This window comes from Deinococcus koreensis, from assembly GCF_002901445.1.
Classification (GTDB): domain Bacteria; phylum Deinococcota; class Deinococci; order Deinococcales; family Deinococcaceae; genus Deinococcus; species Deinococcus koreensis.
Genome location: NZ_PPPD01000001.1, coordinates 350,526 through 365,853, shown reverse-complemented (window position 1 = coordinate 365,853; position 15,328 = coordinate 350,526). Strand labels below are relative to the sequence as shown.

Here is a 15,328-nt window from a genome sequence, read left to right as displayed (position 1 = left end):
ATGACCATCAAGGACAAGCCCGAGACCAGCCCCTGGCACCGTCTGCTGGAGACCCGTCTGACCCGCCGCAGCGCCCTGGGCGGCGCCGCCGCGACGGCCGCGATGGTCAGCCTGCCCCTGACGATTGCTGAGGCGAGTGCCAACAACGGGGGGCCGGCCACGGTCGATCCCAAGAAGGTCAAGCCCCAGACGGTGGCGCCCTTCAAGCCCATTCCGGTGGGTTCGGCCGACGCCATGACCCTGCCCGCCGGCTACCGCTCGCAGGTGCTGGCCCCCTGGGGCGAGGTCTTCACGGCAGACGGCCGCGAGATCGGCTTCAACCACGACTACGTGGGCTACTTTCCCATCGACATGCTCGAAGGTGGCCAGAGCAGCACCGAGGCCCTGCTGACCATCAACCACGAGTACGTGAACCCCATGTTCGTGGGCGGCGACACCAAGGAGCGCACCCCCAAGCAGATCGCGGCCGAGATGGGCGCGGTCGGGGTCAGCGTGGTGCGCGTGAAGAAAGAGGGCGCCGAGTGGAAGATCGTGCCCGACCCCCGCAACCGCCGCATCGACGCCCTGAGCGAGATCGAGCTGACCGGCCCGGTGCGCGGCACGGCCGCCGTGAAGGGCGCGACCCGCGTGAAGGGCACGGTCGGCAACTGCTCGGGCGGCCAGACCCCCTGGGGCACGCTGCTGACCTGTGAGGAGAACGTGGACGGCTACACCAAGGCCTGGGCGGGAAGCGGCTACGAGGCCATGCACCAGGGCTGGGTCACCGAGATCGACCCCTTCGATCCGGCCTGGATGCCCAAAAAGCGCACGGGCATGGGCCGCTTCCGCCACGAGAACGCGGCGGTGACGGTCGCCAAGGACGGCCGTGTGGTGGCCTACATGGGCGACGACATGCAGGACGCCTGCGTCTACAAATTCGTCTCGCGCGGGAAGTACGACCCGAAGAACCGCGCGGCGAACCTGGAGCTGCTGGCCGACGGCGACCTGTACGTGGCGAACTTCGGCAACGGCACCTGGGTGCTGCTCGACTACGAGAAGACCAAGGGCCTGCAGGACGCCAAGGCTGCCGACGGCAAGCCCCTGTTCGCCTCCCAGGCCGACGTGCTGGCCGACGCCCGCGCCTCGGCCCTGGCAGTGGGCGGCACCCCGGTCGACCGCCCCGAGGACATCGAGATCCATCCGCGCACCGGCGAGGTCTACGTGGCCCTGACCAACAACGCCAAGCACGGCAACTACTTCGGGCAGATCGTCAAGTTCCGTGAAGATCAGGACGACTGGGCGGCGCAGAAGTTCCTCTGGGAAATCTTCGCGGTGGGCGGCCCGCAGAGCGGCTTCGCCAGCCCCGACAACCTGGTCTTCGACCCCTACGGCAACCTCTGGATGGTTACCGACAACTCCGACCTGGCCACCAACCCCATCAAGGCCTTCCACGGCAACAACGCCATGTTCTTCTTCGCCACCGAGGGCCCGGAGGCCGGCAAGGCCCACCGTTTCGCCATCGGCCCGGTGGACGCCGAGATGACCGGCCCGGTCTGGTCGCCCGACGGCAAGACCCTGTTCCTGTCGGTGCAGCACCCCGGCGAGGACAGCGAGAGCCTGGACGCCCTGCGGAGCAGTTTCGCCGCCCGGCCCGGCACGAAGATTCCGCGCCCGACGCTGGTCGCCATCGAGGGCTTTCCCGGGTGGAAGGCATGACCCAGAGAGCGCTGCCGACCCTCAAGGCGCCATGGATCGTGGGCCGCACGCTGCTGCTCTCGCACGCCGCCGACGAGTTCCTGAACGAGGTCACCCGCCAGACCCCCTGGAAACGGGCCCGCTGGGAGGAGCTACTCGCGGCCCTGGACGCCTTCCTGGGCGAGCCGGCCCCGCTGCTGGCCTACACGCGGGCCACCGGCGCCGCCTGGCTGCGCGCCCTGCACGAGGACGAGCGCGAGGACGCCCAGGCCCTGCTGGGCGAATTCCGCGCCTATCTGCGCGAGTGGGGCTGGCTGGACAGCGCCCGGCCGGTGAACGTGGCGGACTGAGGGCGGAGCACAGGGGCGTCGCCGAGTCGTGAGCGGACGCTGCCTACACGGGAGAGAGGCTGACGTGAACACCGAGTTCGCGTCGGCCTCTCTCCGTGGTGTGGTCGGCCGGTGATCCGGCGAGTGATCCGCAGTAGACCAAGACCGGTGCCCCCCGCGCGTCCGGCGCTATCCTGCCCCCCATGTCGTACCAGGCGGTCATTGGCCTTGAAGTTCACCTGCAGCTGAAGACCCGCACCAAGATCTTCAGCGCGTGCCCCCAGGACTACCACGGGGCCGGCCCCAACGAGTTCACCGACCCCTTCACGCTGGGCCTGCCCGGCGCCCTGCCCACGCTGAACCGCGAGGCCGTGGAACTCGCCATGATGTTCGGCCTGGGCCTGAACTGCGACGTCTCGGGCTTCACGCAGTTTCACCGCAAGAACTACTTCTACCCCGACGCCCCCAAGAACTTCCAGCTCTCGCAATATGACCGGCCCATCGCCCGCGACGGCTTTCTGGACGTGACCCTGGAGTCGGGCGAGGTCAGCCGGATTCGCATCAAGCGCGCCCACCTGGAAGACGACGCGGGCAAGCTGATGCACCCGGCCTACGCGCCCTATTCGCTGCTCGACCTCAACCGCGCGGGCTCGTCGCTGCTGGAGATGGTCACCGAGGCGGATATCACGGGCGCCGCCCAGGCCCGCGCCTTTCTGGAGGCCGTGCAGGCCATCGCGCAGGCGTTGGGGGTCAGCGACGCCACGCCCGAGGAGGGCAAGATGCGCTGCGACGTGAACCTCAGCCTGCACCGGCCCGGCGAGCCCTGGGGCACCAAATGCGAGGTCAAGAACCTCAACTCCTTCCGCTCGGTGGCCCGCGCCATCGAGCACGAGACCGTGCGGCAGGCTCGCGTCCTGGACAGTGGTGGCCGGGTCACGCAGGACACCCTGGGCTGGGACGAGGGCGGCCAGAAGACCTTCCTGATGCGAACCAAGGAGGGCGAGGCCGACTACCGCTACTTCCCCGAGCCCGACCTGCCCCCGCTGGACATCACGCCCGAGTGGATCGCGCGGGTGCGTGCCCGGATGCCTGAACTGCCCGCCCAGAAGCGGGAGCGTTACCTGGCGGCCGGCGTGCGCCCCGGCGATGCCCAGACCCTGAGCCTGAATGTGGCCCTGTCGAGGTTCTACGACGAGGCGTTGCAGGAGGGGGCCGACGCCCAGAAGCTCGCCAACTGGCTCCTGTCCGACGTGACCGGTGCCCTCGCCGCGCAGGAGCAGAGCGTCACGCAGAGCGCGCTGCGGCCCGCCCACCTCGCCCGTCTGGTGCGCCTGATCGACGCCGGCACCATCAGCGGCCGGGTCGCCAAGGAACTGCTGCCCGAGGTGTTGGCCGGGCACGACCCAGCGGCGCTGGTGCGGGAACGCGGCCTGAGCGTGGTCACGGATACAGGCGCCATCGACGCGGCCATCGACGCGGCCATGCAGGCCGACCCCGCCACGGTCGAGAAGGTGCGCGGCGGCAACGCCAAGGCCATGAACGCGCTGTTCGGGCCGGTCATGAAGGCCCTGGGCGGGCAGGCCAAGCCTGAAGTGGTACGCGAACGCCTGACCCAGAAGCTCGGCCTGTGAGGCCCACGCCCGCCCAGTGGCGCCCGGCCGCCCTGTCTGCGCTTTGGACACTGGTCGTCGCCACCTTCGGGCTGTGCGCCTTCTCCCTGTGGTCGTCGCAGCCCATCACGGCCTTCTCGGTGCTGGCGGCGCTGCGCTACTTCCTGGCGGCGCTGGTGTTGGTGTGGTGGACCGGGGTGTTCGCACGGGTCACGCTGGGCGAGGGCCTGCCGGAGACGAGCGGCACGCTGCGGGCGCTCAGGCTGACCTTTCCGTGGCTCACCGCCCTGCGTCTCTCGCTGTGGTTCCTGAACGTGCTGGCCCTCTCCGGGGAGGGCGCCTCCGAGGCCAGTCCGGTGGCGCTCACCGCCCTGCTCACCGTGGAACTCGGCTTCATCCTGGCCAAGAACGCCATGTACGGCACGCTGGCCCGCGTGGCGGCGGCGCCGCTGGGCAACATGGGCCGCCTGCAGCTGATGAGCTGGCTGAACGCCGCCGCCGCCCTGAACCTCGCCATCGGGGTCGTGAACGTGGTGCCGCTGGCCGGCATGGGCGGCGCCCCGAACCTGCCCACCACCATCATCTTCGCCATGCACGCCCTGCTGGACGTGGCCGCCACCCTGCTGGCCTGGAAGGTCGTGCAGCTCCAGAAGGTGCCCGAAGCGCCGATGTAAGCAGGTCTGATGGTAGAGCTGGAGCTGAGGCTCAGCCCTATTTCGTCCAGCCGTGCTCGTAGCAGTAGGCCCAGGTTTCGCCGGGCTCGGCGGAGTGGATGACCGGGTGGCCCTGGCTGCGGGCATGACGGGTCGCATGTCTGTTCTTGGAGGAGTCGCAGCAGCCCACATGGCCGCAGCTCATGCACACCCGGAGGTGCACCCAGGTGTCGCCGGCCGCCACGCACTCCAGACAGGCGTCGGCCTCCGGCGTGACCGGGCCGGCGCTCAGGGCGGCGTGCCCACACTGCGCCCGCTGCTCGGCGCTGAGGGTCACGGACGGGTGATCCGCGAGGTGGCGGGTGATCTCGGCGCGGGTCATCTCGGGCGGGGTCAGCAGATCCAGGATGCCGGCGGCGATCTCCTTGCGCGGGCTCAGGACGTGCTGGGCGCCCAGCGCCTGCAGCCCCTGGAAGGCCGCGACCGTCCCCGCCTGCGTGATGATGCTCAGTCCGGGCGCGACCGTGCGGGCCACGCTCACCGCGCGTTCGGTCATCTCGGCGTCGTCGTCGGCGATCACCAGCGCGCGGGCGGCGCCCAGGTTCAGCTCGCGCAGCAGGCCCGCGCGGGTGTAGTCGGCGATCAGCACCGGGGCGCCGCGTCCCTGGAGTTCGCTGGCGCCGTCCGGGGAGCGGGTGATCACCGAGTAGGGAATCCCGGCGCGGCTCAGGGCGCGGGCCGAGAGGCGGGCGTGCGGGCCGTAGCCGGCGAAGACCACGCGGTTCTCGACCGGCAGGCCGTGTACGCCCGCCTCGGCCGACCCGGATTCGTCGGCGGGCGTGGGCGCGGCGGGAGCGGGCAGCCGGCGCCCCAGCGGCCCGGCCAGCGCCGCCAGCGCCGGCGTGAAGGCCATTAGCAGCACGGTCGCGGCGATGAAGACCTGGGTGCCCTGGCCGCCCAGCCCGGCGAAGCTCAGGCCCAGGGCGGTGCCGGCGGTGGCGAGCACGAAGGAGAACTCACCCACCTGGGCGCTCAGCAGCGCGGTGCTCAGGGCGGTGCGCGAGTCCTCGCCCAGCAGCCGGACGCTCAGGCCCGTGACCAGCACCTTCAGCCCGGCGATCAGCGCGGCGGCGCCCAGCACCAGGCCAGGGTTCGACAGCAGGAAGCCCAGGTTCAGCTGCAGCCCCACCGACAGGAAGAACGCGGCGCTGAACAGGATCTGCAGCGGCAGGATCTCGCCCAGCGCCTGCGCCCCGTAGCGGCTCTCGCTGACCAGCAGCCCCGCCAGGAAGGCGCCCAGCGCCAGGCTCACGCCGGCCGAGGCGGTCAGGCTGGCCGTGCCGAAACACAGCGCGACCACGGTCAGCAGGAAGATCTCGCTGGAGCAGGTGCGGGCCACCACTTCCATCACGGGGGGCACCAGCCGCCGCGCGGCCACCAGCACGAAGGCGATGATGCCCGCCGCCTTCGCCAGCGCCAGCGCGACGCCGCCCACGCCGCCCCCCTGGCCCGCCAGCATGGGAATCAGGAGCACCATCAGCACGACCGCCAGATCCTGGAAGATCAGGATGCCCAGCGCGACCTGCCCGGTGCGCGCCCCGGTCTCGCCGCGCTCGCCCAGCAGCCGCATGACGATGGCCGTGCTCGACAGGGCGATCAGGCAGCCGGTGAAGACGGCGTCGGGGGCCCCCACGCCGAAGGCCAGCAGCGCGCCGGCCACGGCCGCCAGCGTCAGGCCCACCTGCAGCCCGCCGCCCAGGAAGATCAGCCGCGCGATCTTCGCCAGCCGCTCCAGGCTGAATTCGATGCCGATGGTGAAGAGCAGCAGCATCACCCCGACCTCGGAGGCCGCCGAGATCAGCGCGGGATCGCGGATCAGGCCCAGGGCGCCGGGGCCGGCCAGCACGCCCGCCACCAGAAACCCGATGATCGGGATCAGCCGCAGCCGGAACGAGAGGTAGGCCGCCAGCGCGGACACACCCAGCAGCAGCGTGAGCTGCAGCAGGAATTCGGGCGGGCCGCTGTGCGGGGCCTCCGGGGCGGCGGCCAGGGCGTGGGGGGCCAGCAGGAGCGTCCCCAGGGCCACAGCGGTCGGCAGAAGGGACACCAGCCTGGACGGGATCGGCGCAGAACCCATCAGCGCAGGTGTCACCGGAACATCCGGCACCGATACGGGCGGCGTGCGGCTCATGCTTCAGGATGCCGCATTCCGTGGGCAGGGGCCGCTGAGCCGCCCTCTGCGAACCGGCGGCCGCAGGGTGGCCCAGGGCCTGCGATTCCCGGAAGCGGCGCGGTATGCTGCGCGGCAGTCATGACCAGAGCGACCCTCCCCAATTTGCCTCTCGTGTCGCTGGGCGACCTCGCCTGGGACGTGCTGGCGAAGCCTGACACCATGCTCCTTCCGGGGGGCGACACCACCGGCCGTATGGAACTGTCCGGTGGGGGGAGCGCCGCGAATCTGGCGGTCTGGGCCCAGCGCTGCGGCTACCCCTCCACCTTCGTGGGCAAGATCGGCCGCGACCGTTTCGGCGAACTCGCCACCGCCGAGTTGCAGGCCGAGGGCGTGCAGACCGAGCTGACCCTCAGCGCCGAGCACCGCACCGGCGTGATCCTGGCGCTGATCGACCGCCGGGGCCAGCGCGCCATGCTGACCGGCCAGGGCGCCGACTGGGAACTGCTGCCCCAGGAGCTGCCGATGCCCACCCTGCAGCGGGCGCGGCACCTGCACCTGACCGCCTGGAGCCTCTTCCGCGATCCCCCGCGCGCGGCGGCGCTCCGCGCGGCCCACGCGGCCAAGGCGGCCGGCGCGACCCTCAGCCTCGATCCGGGGTCGTTCCAGATGATCCAGCAGCTCGGCCGCGAGACCTTCCTCCAGATCGTGGACGACGTGCCCTTCGACATCATCTTTCCCAACGACGACGAGGCCCACGCCATGAGCGGCACCCGCCGCCCCGACGACGCCCTGGACTGGCTGCGGGATCACTACCCGCACGCGCTCGTGGTCTTGAAGATGGACGAGGAAGGCGCGCTGATTGAGGGGCCGGCGCAGCCGCGCGTGCACGTGGAGGCCACCCGTGACCTCCTGATCGACGCCACCGGCGCCGGAGACGCCTTCGGGGGCGCCTTTCTGGCCGGCTGGCTGCGCCACGCCGACGCCGAACGCGCCGCGCAGCTGGCCGTGCAGGTGGGCGGCTGGGTGGTCTCCCGCTTCGGGGCCCGCGCTCCCGGCGACGAGGAGCTGCGTGCCCGGCTGGAACGGGTGCTCGGCCCCCACGCCGCAGACCTCCCGCCTGCCCAGGCCGCCCAGGAGGTGGACGCATGACCCGGCTCCGCAGGCCCGGCACGCCCTGGTGGGTCTGGGCCCTGCTGTCGCTGCTGGCCCTGATCGTGGTCGCGGGGCTGGGCGTCTTCCTCTACGTGCGCTCGCTCTTCGGCCCGGCCGGCGGCGCCCCTTACACCCTGACCGTGAAACCCGGCGACTCGCTGCCGGCGGTGGCCCGCACCCTGGAGGAGCGGGGCATCGTGAAAAACGCCCGCGTGCTGCGCTACGTGATGGACAGAGACGGCACGGCGGGCAGGCTCAAGGAGGGCCTGTACGACCTCCGGGGCGACATGAGCGTGGATCAGGTGGCCGCCCGGCTCGCCGGCCCCGCCCGCCTGCCCAGCGTGAACGTCACGGTGCCCGAGGGCCGGCGGATTCAGGACATCCCGGCCATCTTCGAGAAGGCTGGATTCGACGGCGCCGCCGTGCTCAGCGTCTTGAAGAACGCGTCTCTCAGCGAGTACGCGAAGGGCAAGCAGCCGAACCTGGAGGGCTTCGTGTTTCCCGACACCTACGCCTTCCGGCCCAAGGAGACGCCGCAGAGGATCGTGCAGACCATGCTGGGCCGCATGGCCTCCGAATTCACGCCGGAGAATGTGGCCAAAGCGCGGGCGCTGGGCCTGGGCGTGCGCGACTGGGTGATCCTGGCCTCCATGGTGCAGGCCGAGGCCGCCAACGACGCCGAGATGCCGGTGGTCGCCGGGGTCTTCCTGAACCGCCTGAGAGACGGCATCGCCCTGGGCTCCGATCCCACGGTCGCCTACGGGCTGGGCAAGGATCTGCCGGAACTCGACCGCAGCGCCGGGGACTTCACCAGGGACACGCCCTACTCCACCTACACCCGCCAGGGGCTGCCCGCCGGGCCCATCAACAACCCCGGCCGGGCCGCGCTGCTCAGCGTGCTCAACCCGACCCTCAAGATGTCCGACGGCCGCGACGCCCTGTACTTCCTGCACGGTCTGGACGGCAGGATCTACGTGAACCACGATTACGCCGCCCATCTGCGCGACGTGGCCCGCTACCGCTGAGCCCGTGAGCAAGTGGGCCCGTGAGCGAGTAGGCCAGCGTCCGCGTCCAGCAGGCGGGGAGCCCCGGTACACTGGCTCCATGCCCACCCGTGAGTTCCTGATGCGGCGGAATGCGCTGTGGCAGCAGCTCCGCCTTCTCTCGCCCGGCTCGCCCGACTTCGAGGGCGCCGTGCGCGATCTCTGTGCCCTGACCGGCTGGAAGCGTGAACGGGTGCTCGCCGGCCTGGGCCTGAGCCCCGCCGAACTCCCCCCGGGCAGCCCCGCATGAGCGCCCCCGAGATCGTTCCCTTTGACCTGCAGCGGATGTTCCTGGGCGACGCCCCGCCGCTCTTCCTGCTGGAGATCGTCTTCCGGACGGTGGTGATCTTCCTGTGGCTGGTGTTCCTGCTGCGGATCACGGGCAAGCGTGGGCTGGCGCAGCTCAGTCCGCTGGAGCTGGCCATCGTGATCGGTCTGGGCTCGGCGGCGGGCGACCCCATGTTCTACCCGGAGGTGCCGCTGATCCACGCCATGCTGGTGCTGGCCCTGGTGGTGATGATGCAGCGCTGGCTCTCGAAACTGGTGATCCGCTCGGAGCGGGTCGAGACCTTCGTGGAGGGTCAGCCGGTGGAACTCGTGCGCGACGGCGTGATGAGTCACCCGGCGCTGAGCGCGGCCAACCTGAGCCGCGAGGATCTGTTCGAGCGCCTGCGCGCCCAGGGCGTCCGGCAACTCGGCGAGGTACAGCGCGCCTATTTCGAGCAGGACGGCAACCTGACCGTATTCACCCACGCCCAGGACGCTCCCGCCGGCTTGCCGGTGGTGCCCCCCTGGGATCTGGAGGAGCCCACCGCCCTGTCGCCGGATCTGCTCGCCGTGGGGCCGGTGGCCTGCCTGCACTGTGGGCGCACCCAGCCCGCTTCCGGCCTGCTGGGCGACTGCACCTGCGGCCACAGCCGCTGGGCGGCGGCCACCACCGACCCACTCGGCGCTGCAGGCGCCGGCAGGGGCGCCAGCCTGGACGCGGGCAAAGATGGCGGCGGCCGCACCGGAACCCCGGCAGGACAGTCCTGATGGCCGGCTGGGTGGTCAACCGTGCCCACCGGACGCCCTGAAGGCTCCAGAAATCGTCCACCGTCCGGCGCTGGAGTCCTGACAGCGGCCCTCAGTCAGCGTCTGCGGATCGGGGGTGGCGCCTGGCCTCCCGCTCGCCTCGTGGCTGACGCTACCGGGAAAGGGAAGCGGCGCCGCTGACGGTCACGATATCTGGCCCTGATCGTTCCAATGGATGCCGCTCTGGATCACCCTTCCGGGCTCATCCTTCGGTCGAGGCGCCGGGCCGGGTCGTCCAGACGGGGTCGGGCTCAATCTGTTCGGCGGGGGCGGTGCCGGGCTCCAGGCCGGTACTCGTTCTGGTCTGCAGCGGCGTCAGACTCATGCCGGCCGCGCATTCGATCTGACAGGACAGCCGGGCCTCGCCCAGCAGGCCCTTCTCGCTCAGCTTGTCGTATTCGGCGGCGGTCATGGCGCCGGGCTCGCCCTCCTGGAAGCTCACCCGACAGGTGGTGCAGCGGGCCTTGCCTCCGCAGCGGTGCAGCAGATCGACCCCGCCGCGCTCAAGCGCCAGCACCAGCCGCTCGCCCGCCCGCGCCTGAATGGGGCCGAATCCCTCGACCTGGATGGTCACGTCCTGCGTCGTCTGGCTCTGGGTCATGGGCACAGGATGGCACAGCGCCGACCAGCGGGGCATTCACGGGGCCTCAGCGGAGAGCGCCGGCGAAGGTGGGTTCAGTGTCCAGACCGTGCCCAATCTCCATGTCCTCGAAGGCACTGAAGACCGGACAGCGCCCGCAGGCCGGGGAGCAAACCATGAAGGGAGAGCCGGCGTCAGAGACAGCCGTCAGAAACAGCCTTCACAGGAAGATGGTGGCCAGGGTGCTCTCGCCAGCGACCCACACGCGACCCTTCTCGCGCTGTTTGCCGGCGATCAGGGCGGCGTCCGCGCGGGCCATCAGGGTCGTGCGCGGGTGCGGCTCGGTCAGCGGCTCGGCCGGGTCGTGGAAGGACAGCCCGGCTGTGGCCCGAACTGGGTGCGCCTGCTCGCCCACGACCACCGGCCGGCGGATCAGCGCCGCCAGCACGCCCTCGACCCGCAGCCGCACCTCCTCGCGCGAGGCGCCCACGGCCAGCAGCGCGAATTCGTCGCCGCCCAGTCGGCCCAGCGTGTCTCCGGGACGCACGGCGGCCAGCATCCGCGCGCCCACGGCAAGCAGCACCTCGTCGCCTGCCGCGTGGCCGTAACGGTCGTTGATCTGCTTGAAGCCGTCCAGATCGAAAATGGCGACGCCCAGGCAGCGCCCCGGGTCGGTGTCGCGGGGGCGGCTCAGGGCCTCGTCGAGCTGGGCCAGGAAGCTGGCGCGGTTGCGCAGGCCGGTCAGTGGGTCGGTGGTCGCCTGATGCTGCAGCGTGCTCATGGGCCGCACCGCGCGGGCCAGCAGCGGCCAGGCCAGCAGGGCGCTGAGCAGGCAGGCCAGCGCGATGGAGATCACCCGGACGCGGTTGCTCGGCTGCAGCCCGAGCGAGAAGTCGGACTCCGGGGCATAGACGCCCACCAGCCAGCGCACGCCCGGCTGCAGCTGCACCGGCTTGACCACCGCCGTGTACCGCTGGCCGTCGACCGAGTAGCGGTGGTTGCCGCTGCTCAGCCGGCCGGTGCCGCCGGCACCCAGCAGCACCCGCAGGGCCGGATCCGCCACCTCTTCCAGGGTGGGCACGCGCTCGCGGATGCTGACCGGCCAGTCGCGCGAGGTGGCGATGGCGTGGCCGGCGCTGTCGGTCACGAAGGCCCGGCCATGGGGCGTGATCTGAACGCCTTTCAGGAACACGGCGAGATTCCGCAGCTGCACGTCCGCGCCCAGCACCACCGGCCCGCCCGGCGCGTCGGGCAGCGCCCGCGCCACCGTAATGCCCGGCTGCCGGGAGGAGGCGAACACGTAGGGCGCCGTCCAGACCACCTCACCGGGCCGGGCCACGGCCTGCCGGTACCAGGGGCGGGTTCGGGGGTCGTAGGGGTCGGGGGCGGCGCTCTGATCCGTGACCACCCCCCGGGCGTCCAGACGTGTGGTGAGCACGGTGCGCGCGGGCCGAGTCTCGATCACGCGCACGAAGCGCCCCGAGTCGTCCGGGCCGTCGCGGCGCACGAAGACGAAGCGGCCGTCGGGGTGCCCGATCAGCACGCCGTTGAGCTGAGGCATCACGTCCAGCATGGTCTGGAAGGTCACGCTGAGCCCCGACGGGTCACCCGCGCTGAGCTGCCCGGCCCGGATGTTCTCGGAATTGATGCTCACGATCTGGGTCGCGGACTGCATGTAGCTGCGGATGTTGTCCGCCGTGACCCGCACCAGCTGATCCAGCGAGGCGGTCGCGCTGGCCTGCACCGCCCGCTCCGCGTTCTGGCGCTCGCCCCACAGCACCGCCGAGACGGTCAGCACCTGGGTCAGCAGCAGGGCGAACAGCAGCAGCAGCCGCGACCGGAAGGTGGCCTGCAGGGCCTGGGTGGGCGTCAGGGTACGGGGCGTGGGATCTGGCGGGGGGATGGCGCGGCTCATGAATGGGGGGATGACCTCAGGCAGACTTCAGGGAGAGCAGGTGGAGCCTGGCGGCCCGGACAGAAGGGTATGCCGCAGGCCCCAGAGCCGCGAACCATATTTAGGACAGGACACCTTTTCGCCGTCAGGCTCAGGGCAAACAGGTTGGCAGCGATACCCTCGTCTCCACAGTCTACCCGCTCGTCCCCCTCGCTACCTGAGGGGCGTTCATCCCCGGCCCATGACCCTCACAGAGGAGATGCGCGGTCTGGTGTCGAAAATGACCCCTAGATGGAACTCAGTTCTGGATAGGGCTGGTGGACAGGCAGGTCGGCTCACAGACGGGCCTGACCTCAGTCCGCGACCGGACACCAGCGGACGGTAAGCACCGCATCCCGCCCCCGCTCAGCGCAGGTGTTCCGCCTGGGTGTCCGCAGTGCCCAGCAGGGTCCAGGCGTGCACGTCCAGCAACCCGGCCGGGGTGAGCTTCAGGGCAGGGATCACAGTCAGCCCCAGGAAGCTCAGGGTGGTGACCGGGTAGGGCAGCACGCAGCCCAGGGCCCGTGCGGCATCCGTGATCTGCCGCAGGGCGCTCGCCACCTCCTGGGGCGGGCGGTCGCTCATCAGACCGGCGTAGGGCAGGGGCAGGCGGGCGCGCACCTGCCCCCCGGCGATCAGCACGGCGCCGCCGCCCAGCTCCTCCAGGGCCTGCCCCGCCGCCCGGATGTCCGCGTCCGAGCCGCCCAGGAAGGCCGCGTGGTGGGCGTCGTGCAGCACGCTGATGCCCAGGGTGCCGCCCGACAGGCCGGTGCCGGAGGTCCAGCAGGCCGACCACTCGCCCCGCCCGTAGCGGTCGGCGATCACCAGCCGGGCGTCGCCGGTGCCCGGCGCCCCGACCCCGGTGGTGATCTGTTCCCCGTGAACCTGGATCACCGGCCAGGACGCCGGGATGTCGAAGGTGGCCGCCGGCCAGCGCTCCCCCAGCGCCACCCCGCCGCCGCCCAGGGCCGGACTCGGGCCGCCCGCCGCGGCCTCGCGCCCGCCCACGAAGGTCTCCAGCACCCCAAAGCCCACGAGGTCACGCAGCAGTACGAAGTCGGCCAGGTAGCCCGGCGCGACCAGGCCGGCGTCGTGCAGGCCCCAGTATTCGGCCGGATTGCAGGTCACCAGCCCTACCGCGTCGGCCGGATGCAGGCCGCCGGCCACGCACATCCGCAGCAGCCGGTCGAGATGACCCAGTTCCAGCAGTTCGTCCACGCTGACGTCGTCGCTGACCAGCATGGCCCGGCGGGGGCGGCCGCGCAGCACCGGCAGCAGCGCTTCCAGGTTGCGTGCCGCCGAGCCCTCGCGCACCATCAGCCACAGGCCGGCGCGCAGGCGCTCGGTCGCCTCCTCCGGGGTGGTCGCCTCGTGATCCGAATGCAGGCCCGCCGCCGCATAGGCCTGCAGGTCGCGCCCCCGCACGCCCGAGGCGTGGCCGTCGAGCCGCCGCCCGGCCGCGCGCCCGGCCTCCAGCACCGACCACACCCCCTCGTCGCCGCCGAGCACGCCTGGATAGTTCATCATCTCGGCCAGCCCCAGCACGCCGGGCACGCGCAGCATCCGGGCGATCTCGGCGGCGCCCACCCGCGCCCCGCCGGTCTCGAACTCGCTGGCCGGCACGCAGGAGGGCGCCGAGGCCCAGACCCGCAGCCCGGACGCGGCCCCGGCCTCCAGCATCCATTCCAGCCCGCGTGGGCCCAGCACGTTCACCAGCTCGTGCGGCTCGGCCACCACGCCGGTCGTGCCGCGGGGCAACACCGCCTGCGCGAAGCCCGCCGGCGTGAGCAGGCTCGACTCGATATGCACGTGCCCGTCGATGAAGCCCGGCGCCAGGTACGCCCCGCGCGCCTCGACGACCCGGCGGGCCTGCAGACTCGCGCCCACGGCGGCCACCCGCCCACCGGCGACCAGGACATCGGCTTCGAAGATCTCCCGGGTGGCCGGCTGCACGACCTGCGCCCCGCGGATCAGCAGGTCGCCGGGCTCCTGCCCACGCGCCACCCGCACCAGTCGCCGCCGCTCCGCGTCTCCCGCCGCGTCCATGTCTCCTGCCGTTCCGCCTGGCCCCCCGACTCGCATACGGCAGTGTACGCAGTGGAGGCGCCAGCCACAGAGGCCGGCGGGCCGCGTCACACGGTGGAGCGTCGATCGGCGCGGGGCCGCCGCTGCGCCCGACCCTGCCGGTCGGATCGGGGCCCGGACAGACGGCAGGGCATCGAACCGGACCTCATCTCAGTCCACGGCAGGCTCTTCCCCGGAGGGGGTGGCTTCGGCGCCGGGGGTCTTGAAGCGCTTGAGCAGCGTCCCGCGTTCTTCCAGGGCGCGGCGGAACAGGGCGCTCTGGAACGCCCGCGCGTCGTTCACCCGGTCGCCCGCGCCCGCCGGGGGAAAGGTCTTGCCCCGCTTGGGCATCGGCGCCAGCGTGCCGAAGCGGCGGGCGCGGAACATGCCCGGATGCTCCTCGAAGACCACCGTCACGTCGTCGGGCAGCCCGGCCAGATGGGACGCGAAGGCCTGTTCCTGGGCCAGTTCGGCGTGGGCGGCGCCCGGCCCCAGTTCGCCCAGCAGCCGGTCGATCAGCGCGAAGACCTGCGCGGCGTATCCCTCGACCTCGGCGCGGGTCGGCAGCGAGCCCCGGTGGATGACCCGGTTGCGGAAATCGGTGCCCAGCGCCCGGGGGCTCAGGAAGTCCGGCTCGCGGCCCTCCCGCAGCAGGTAGGCCAGGGCGAACATGCCGAGCTGCCGCTCGGACTGGCTGGCCACGTGCCGCCAGGTGCCGTCCAGCGCGCCCACGGCCACGCTGAAGTCGGTCTCGGCTCCCGCCGCCCGTTCCAGTGCGTACGATCGCACATAGAACTCCATGAAGCGCTCCAGCGCGGCCGAGAAGCTGGCCACCGCCTCGCGGGCGTAGCCGTCCATCAGGGCGCGGGTGCCCAGATCGAACAGCACCTCGAACTTCTGTTTGCGCAGAAAGACGCAGTAGCGCGCCCCGCAGTGGGGGCAGCTCACGTCATGCACGGCACTGTCCGCGAACTCGACCCGGTTCTCGCGGGCACACTCCGGGCAGAGGGTGGGAAAGTCCATGCGTGGAGTCTAGGCGAGCC

Annotated in this window: 13 protein-coding genes; 8 read left to right on the top strand and 5 right to left on the bottom strand. The window is 71.6% G+C overall.

Annotated elements, in window-relative coordinates; genetic code table 11:
* From CVO96_RS01685 to CVO96_RS01670, 4 genes are all read left to right on the top strand, one after another.
* Complete coding sequence (locus CVO96_RS01685) at positions 1–1,695, top strand: PhoX family protein (RefSeq protein ID WP_103309618.1); 1,695 nt, start codon at positions 1–3, stop codon at positions 1,693–1,695.
* Complete coding sequence (locus CVO96_RS01680; protein WP_103309615.1) at positions 1,692–2,024, top strand: hypothetical protein; 333 nt, start codon at positions 1,692–1,694, stop codon at positions 2,022–2,024. Before CVO96_RS01685 ends, CVO96_RS01680 begins: the two co-directional genes overlap by 4 nt.
* A gap of 182 nt (positions 2,025–2,206) precedes the next feature.
* Positions 2,207–3,634 (top strand): Asp-tRNA(Asn)/Glu-tRNA(Gln) amidotransferase subunit GatB, encoded by a 1,428-nt coding sequence (gatB, locus tag CVO96_RS01675; protein WP_103309614.1) that lies wholly within the window; start codon positions 2,207–2,209, stop codon positions 3,632–3,634.
* Entirely contained in the window at positions 3,631–4,287 is a 657-nt protein-coding gene (locus CVO96_RS01670) for a hypothetical protein (RefSeq protein ID WP_103309611.1), read from the top strand. Before gatB ends, CVO96_RS01670 begins: the two co-directional genes overlap by 4 nt.
* 37 nt (positions 4,288–4,324) lie before the next feature.
* Here the strand turns inward: CVO96_RS01670 and CVO96_RS01665 are convergent, their stop codons facing one another.
* Positions 4,325–6,373, bottom strand: a complete 2,049-nt coding sequence (locus CVO96_RS01665) for a cation:proton antiporter domain-containing protein (protein WP_243398118.1) — start codon at positions 6,371–6,373, stop codon at positions 4,325–4,327.
* 204 nt (positions 6,374–6,577) lie between these two features.
* Between CVO96_RS01665 and CVO96_RS01660 the strand changes: the two genes are divergently transcribed.
* The 4 genes from CVO96_RS01660 (at position 6,578) to CVO96_RS01645 (ending at position 9,669) form a co-directional block, all read left to right on the top strand.
* Positions 6,578–7,588 carry a carbohydrate kinase family protein gene (locus tag CVO96_RS01660; RefSeq protein ID WP_103309606.1) on the top strand — a complete coding sequence of 337 codons (1,011 nt, stop codon included), beginning with the start codon at positions 6,578–6,580 and terminating at the stop codon, positions 7,586–7,588.
* A complete protein-coding gene (gene mltG, locus CVO96_RS01655; RefSeq protein ID WP_103309604.1) occupies positions 7,585–8,616 on the top strand; it encodes an endolytic transglycosylase MltG in 1,032 nt (343 codons plus the stop codon). Before CVO96_RS01660 ends, mltG begins: the two co-directional genes overlap by 4 nt.
* A 79-nt stretch (positions 8,617–8,695) precedes the next feature.
* A complete protein-coding gene (locus CVO96_RS01650) occupies positions 8,696–8,884 on the top strand; it encodes a hypothetical protein (RefSeq protein ID WP_103309602.1) in 189 nt (62 codons plus the stop codon).
* Positions 8,881–9,669: a DUF421 domain-containing protein gene (locus tag CVO96_RS01645; protein WP_103309600.1), complete on the top strand. Its 789-nt coding sequence runs from the start codon at positions 8,881–8,883 to the stop codon at positions 9,667–9,669. Before CVO96_RS01650 ends, CVO96_RS01645 begins: the two co-directional genes overlap by 4 nt.
* A gap of 241 nt (positions 9,670–9,910) precedes the next feature.
* Here the strand turns inward: CVO96_RS01645 and CVO96_RS01640 are convergent, their stop codons facing one another.
* The 4 genes from CVO96_RS01640 to CVO96_RS01625 all read right to left on the bottom strand — a co-directional run bounded on the left by CVO96_RS01640 (position 9,911) and on the right by CVO96_RS01625 (position 15,308).
* On the bottom strand, positions 9,911–10,309 hold the full coding sequence (locus tag CVO96_RS01640) for a 2Fe-2S iron-sulfur cluster-binding protein (protein WP_103309598.1): 399 nt from the start codon (positions 10,307–10,309) through the stop codon (positions 9,911–9,913).
* Between the two features lie 199 nt (positions 10,310–10,508).
* Positions 10,509–12,203 carry a GGDEF domain-containing protein gene (locus tag CVO96_RS01635; RefSeq protein ID WP_103309596.1) on the bottom strand — a complete coding sequence of 565 codons (1,695 nt, stop codon included), beginning with the start codon at positions 12,201–12,203 and terminating at the stop codon, positions 10,509–10,511.
* 384 nt (positions 12,204–12,587) lie between these two features.
* Entirely contained in the window at positions 12,588–14,267 is a 1,680-nt protein-coding gene (locus tag CVO96_RS01630; RefSeq protein WP_165795170.1) for an adenine deaminase, read from the bottom strand.
* 189 nt (positions 14,268–14,456) lie between these two features.
* Entirely contained in the window at positions 14,457–15,308 is an 852-nt protein-coding gene (locus CVO96_RS01625; protein ID WP_103309590.1) for a hypothetical protein, read from the bottom strand.
* Between the last annotated feature and the right edge of the window lie 20 nt (positions 15,309–15,328).

What these genes read in the sequence shown, in the direction of transcription:
- CVO96_RS01685 (WP_103309618.1), top strand. Translation starts at nt 1, where the DNA reads ATGACCATCAAGGACAAGCCCGAGACCAGCCCCTGGCACCGTCTGCTG.
- CVO96_RS01680 (WP_103309615.1), top strand. Translation starts at nt 1,692, where the DNA reads ATGACCCAGAGAGCGCTGCCGACCCTCAAGGCGCCATGGATCGTGGGC.
- gatB (WP_103309614.1), top strand. Translation starts at nt 2,207, where the DNA reads ATGTCGTACCAGGCGGTCATTGGCCTTGAAGTTCACCTGCAGCTGAAG.
- CVO96_RS01660 (WP_103309606.1), top strand. Translation starts at nt 6,578, where the DNA reads ATGACCAGAGCGACCCTCCCCAATTTGCCTCTCGTGTCGCTGGGCGAC.
- mltG (WP_103309604.1), top strand. Translation starts at nt 7,585, where the DNA reads ATGACCCGGCTCCGCAGGCCCGGCACGCCCTGGTGGGTCTGGGCCCTG.
- CVO96_RS01650 (WP_103309602.1), top strand. Translation starts at nt 8,696, where the DNA reads ATGCCCACCCGTGAGTTCCTGATGCGGCGGAATGCGCTGTGGCAGCAG.
- CVO96_RS01645 (WP_103309600.1), top strand. Translation starts at nt 8,881, where the DNA reads ATGAGCGCCCCCGAGATCGTTCCCTTTGACCTGCAGCGGATGTTCCTG.
- CVO96_RS01640 (WP_103309598.1), bottom strand. Translation starts at nt 10,309, where the DNA reads ATGACCCAGAGCCAGACGACGCAGGACGTGACCATCCAGGTCGAGGGA.
- CVO96_RS01635 (WP_103309596.1), bottom strand. Translation starts at nt 12,203, where the DNA reads ATGAGCCGCGCCATCCCCCCGCCAGATCCCACGCCCCGTACCCTGACG.
- CVO96_RS01630 (WP_165795170.1), bottom strand. Translation starts at nt 14,267, where the DNA reads ATGGACGCGGCGGGAGACGCGGAGCGGCGGCGACTGGTGCGGGTGGCG.
- CVO96_RS01625 (WP_103309590.1), bottom strand. Translation starts at nt 15,308, where the DNA reads ATGGACTTTCCCACCCTCTGCCCGGAGTGTGCCCGCGAGAACCGGGTC.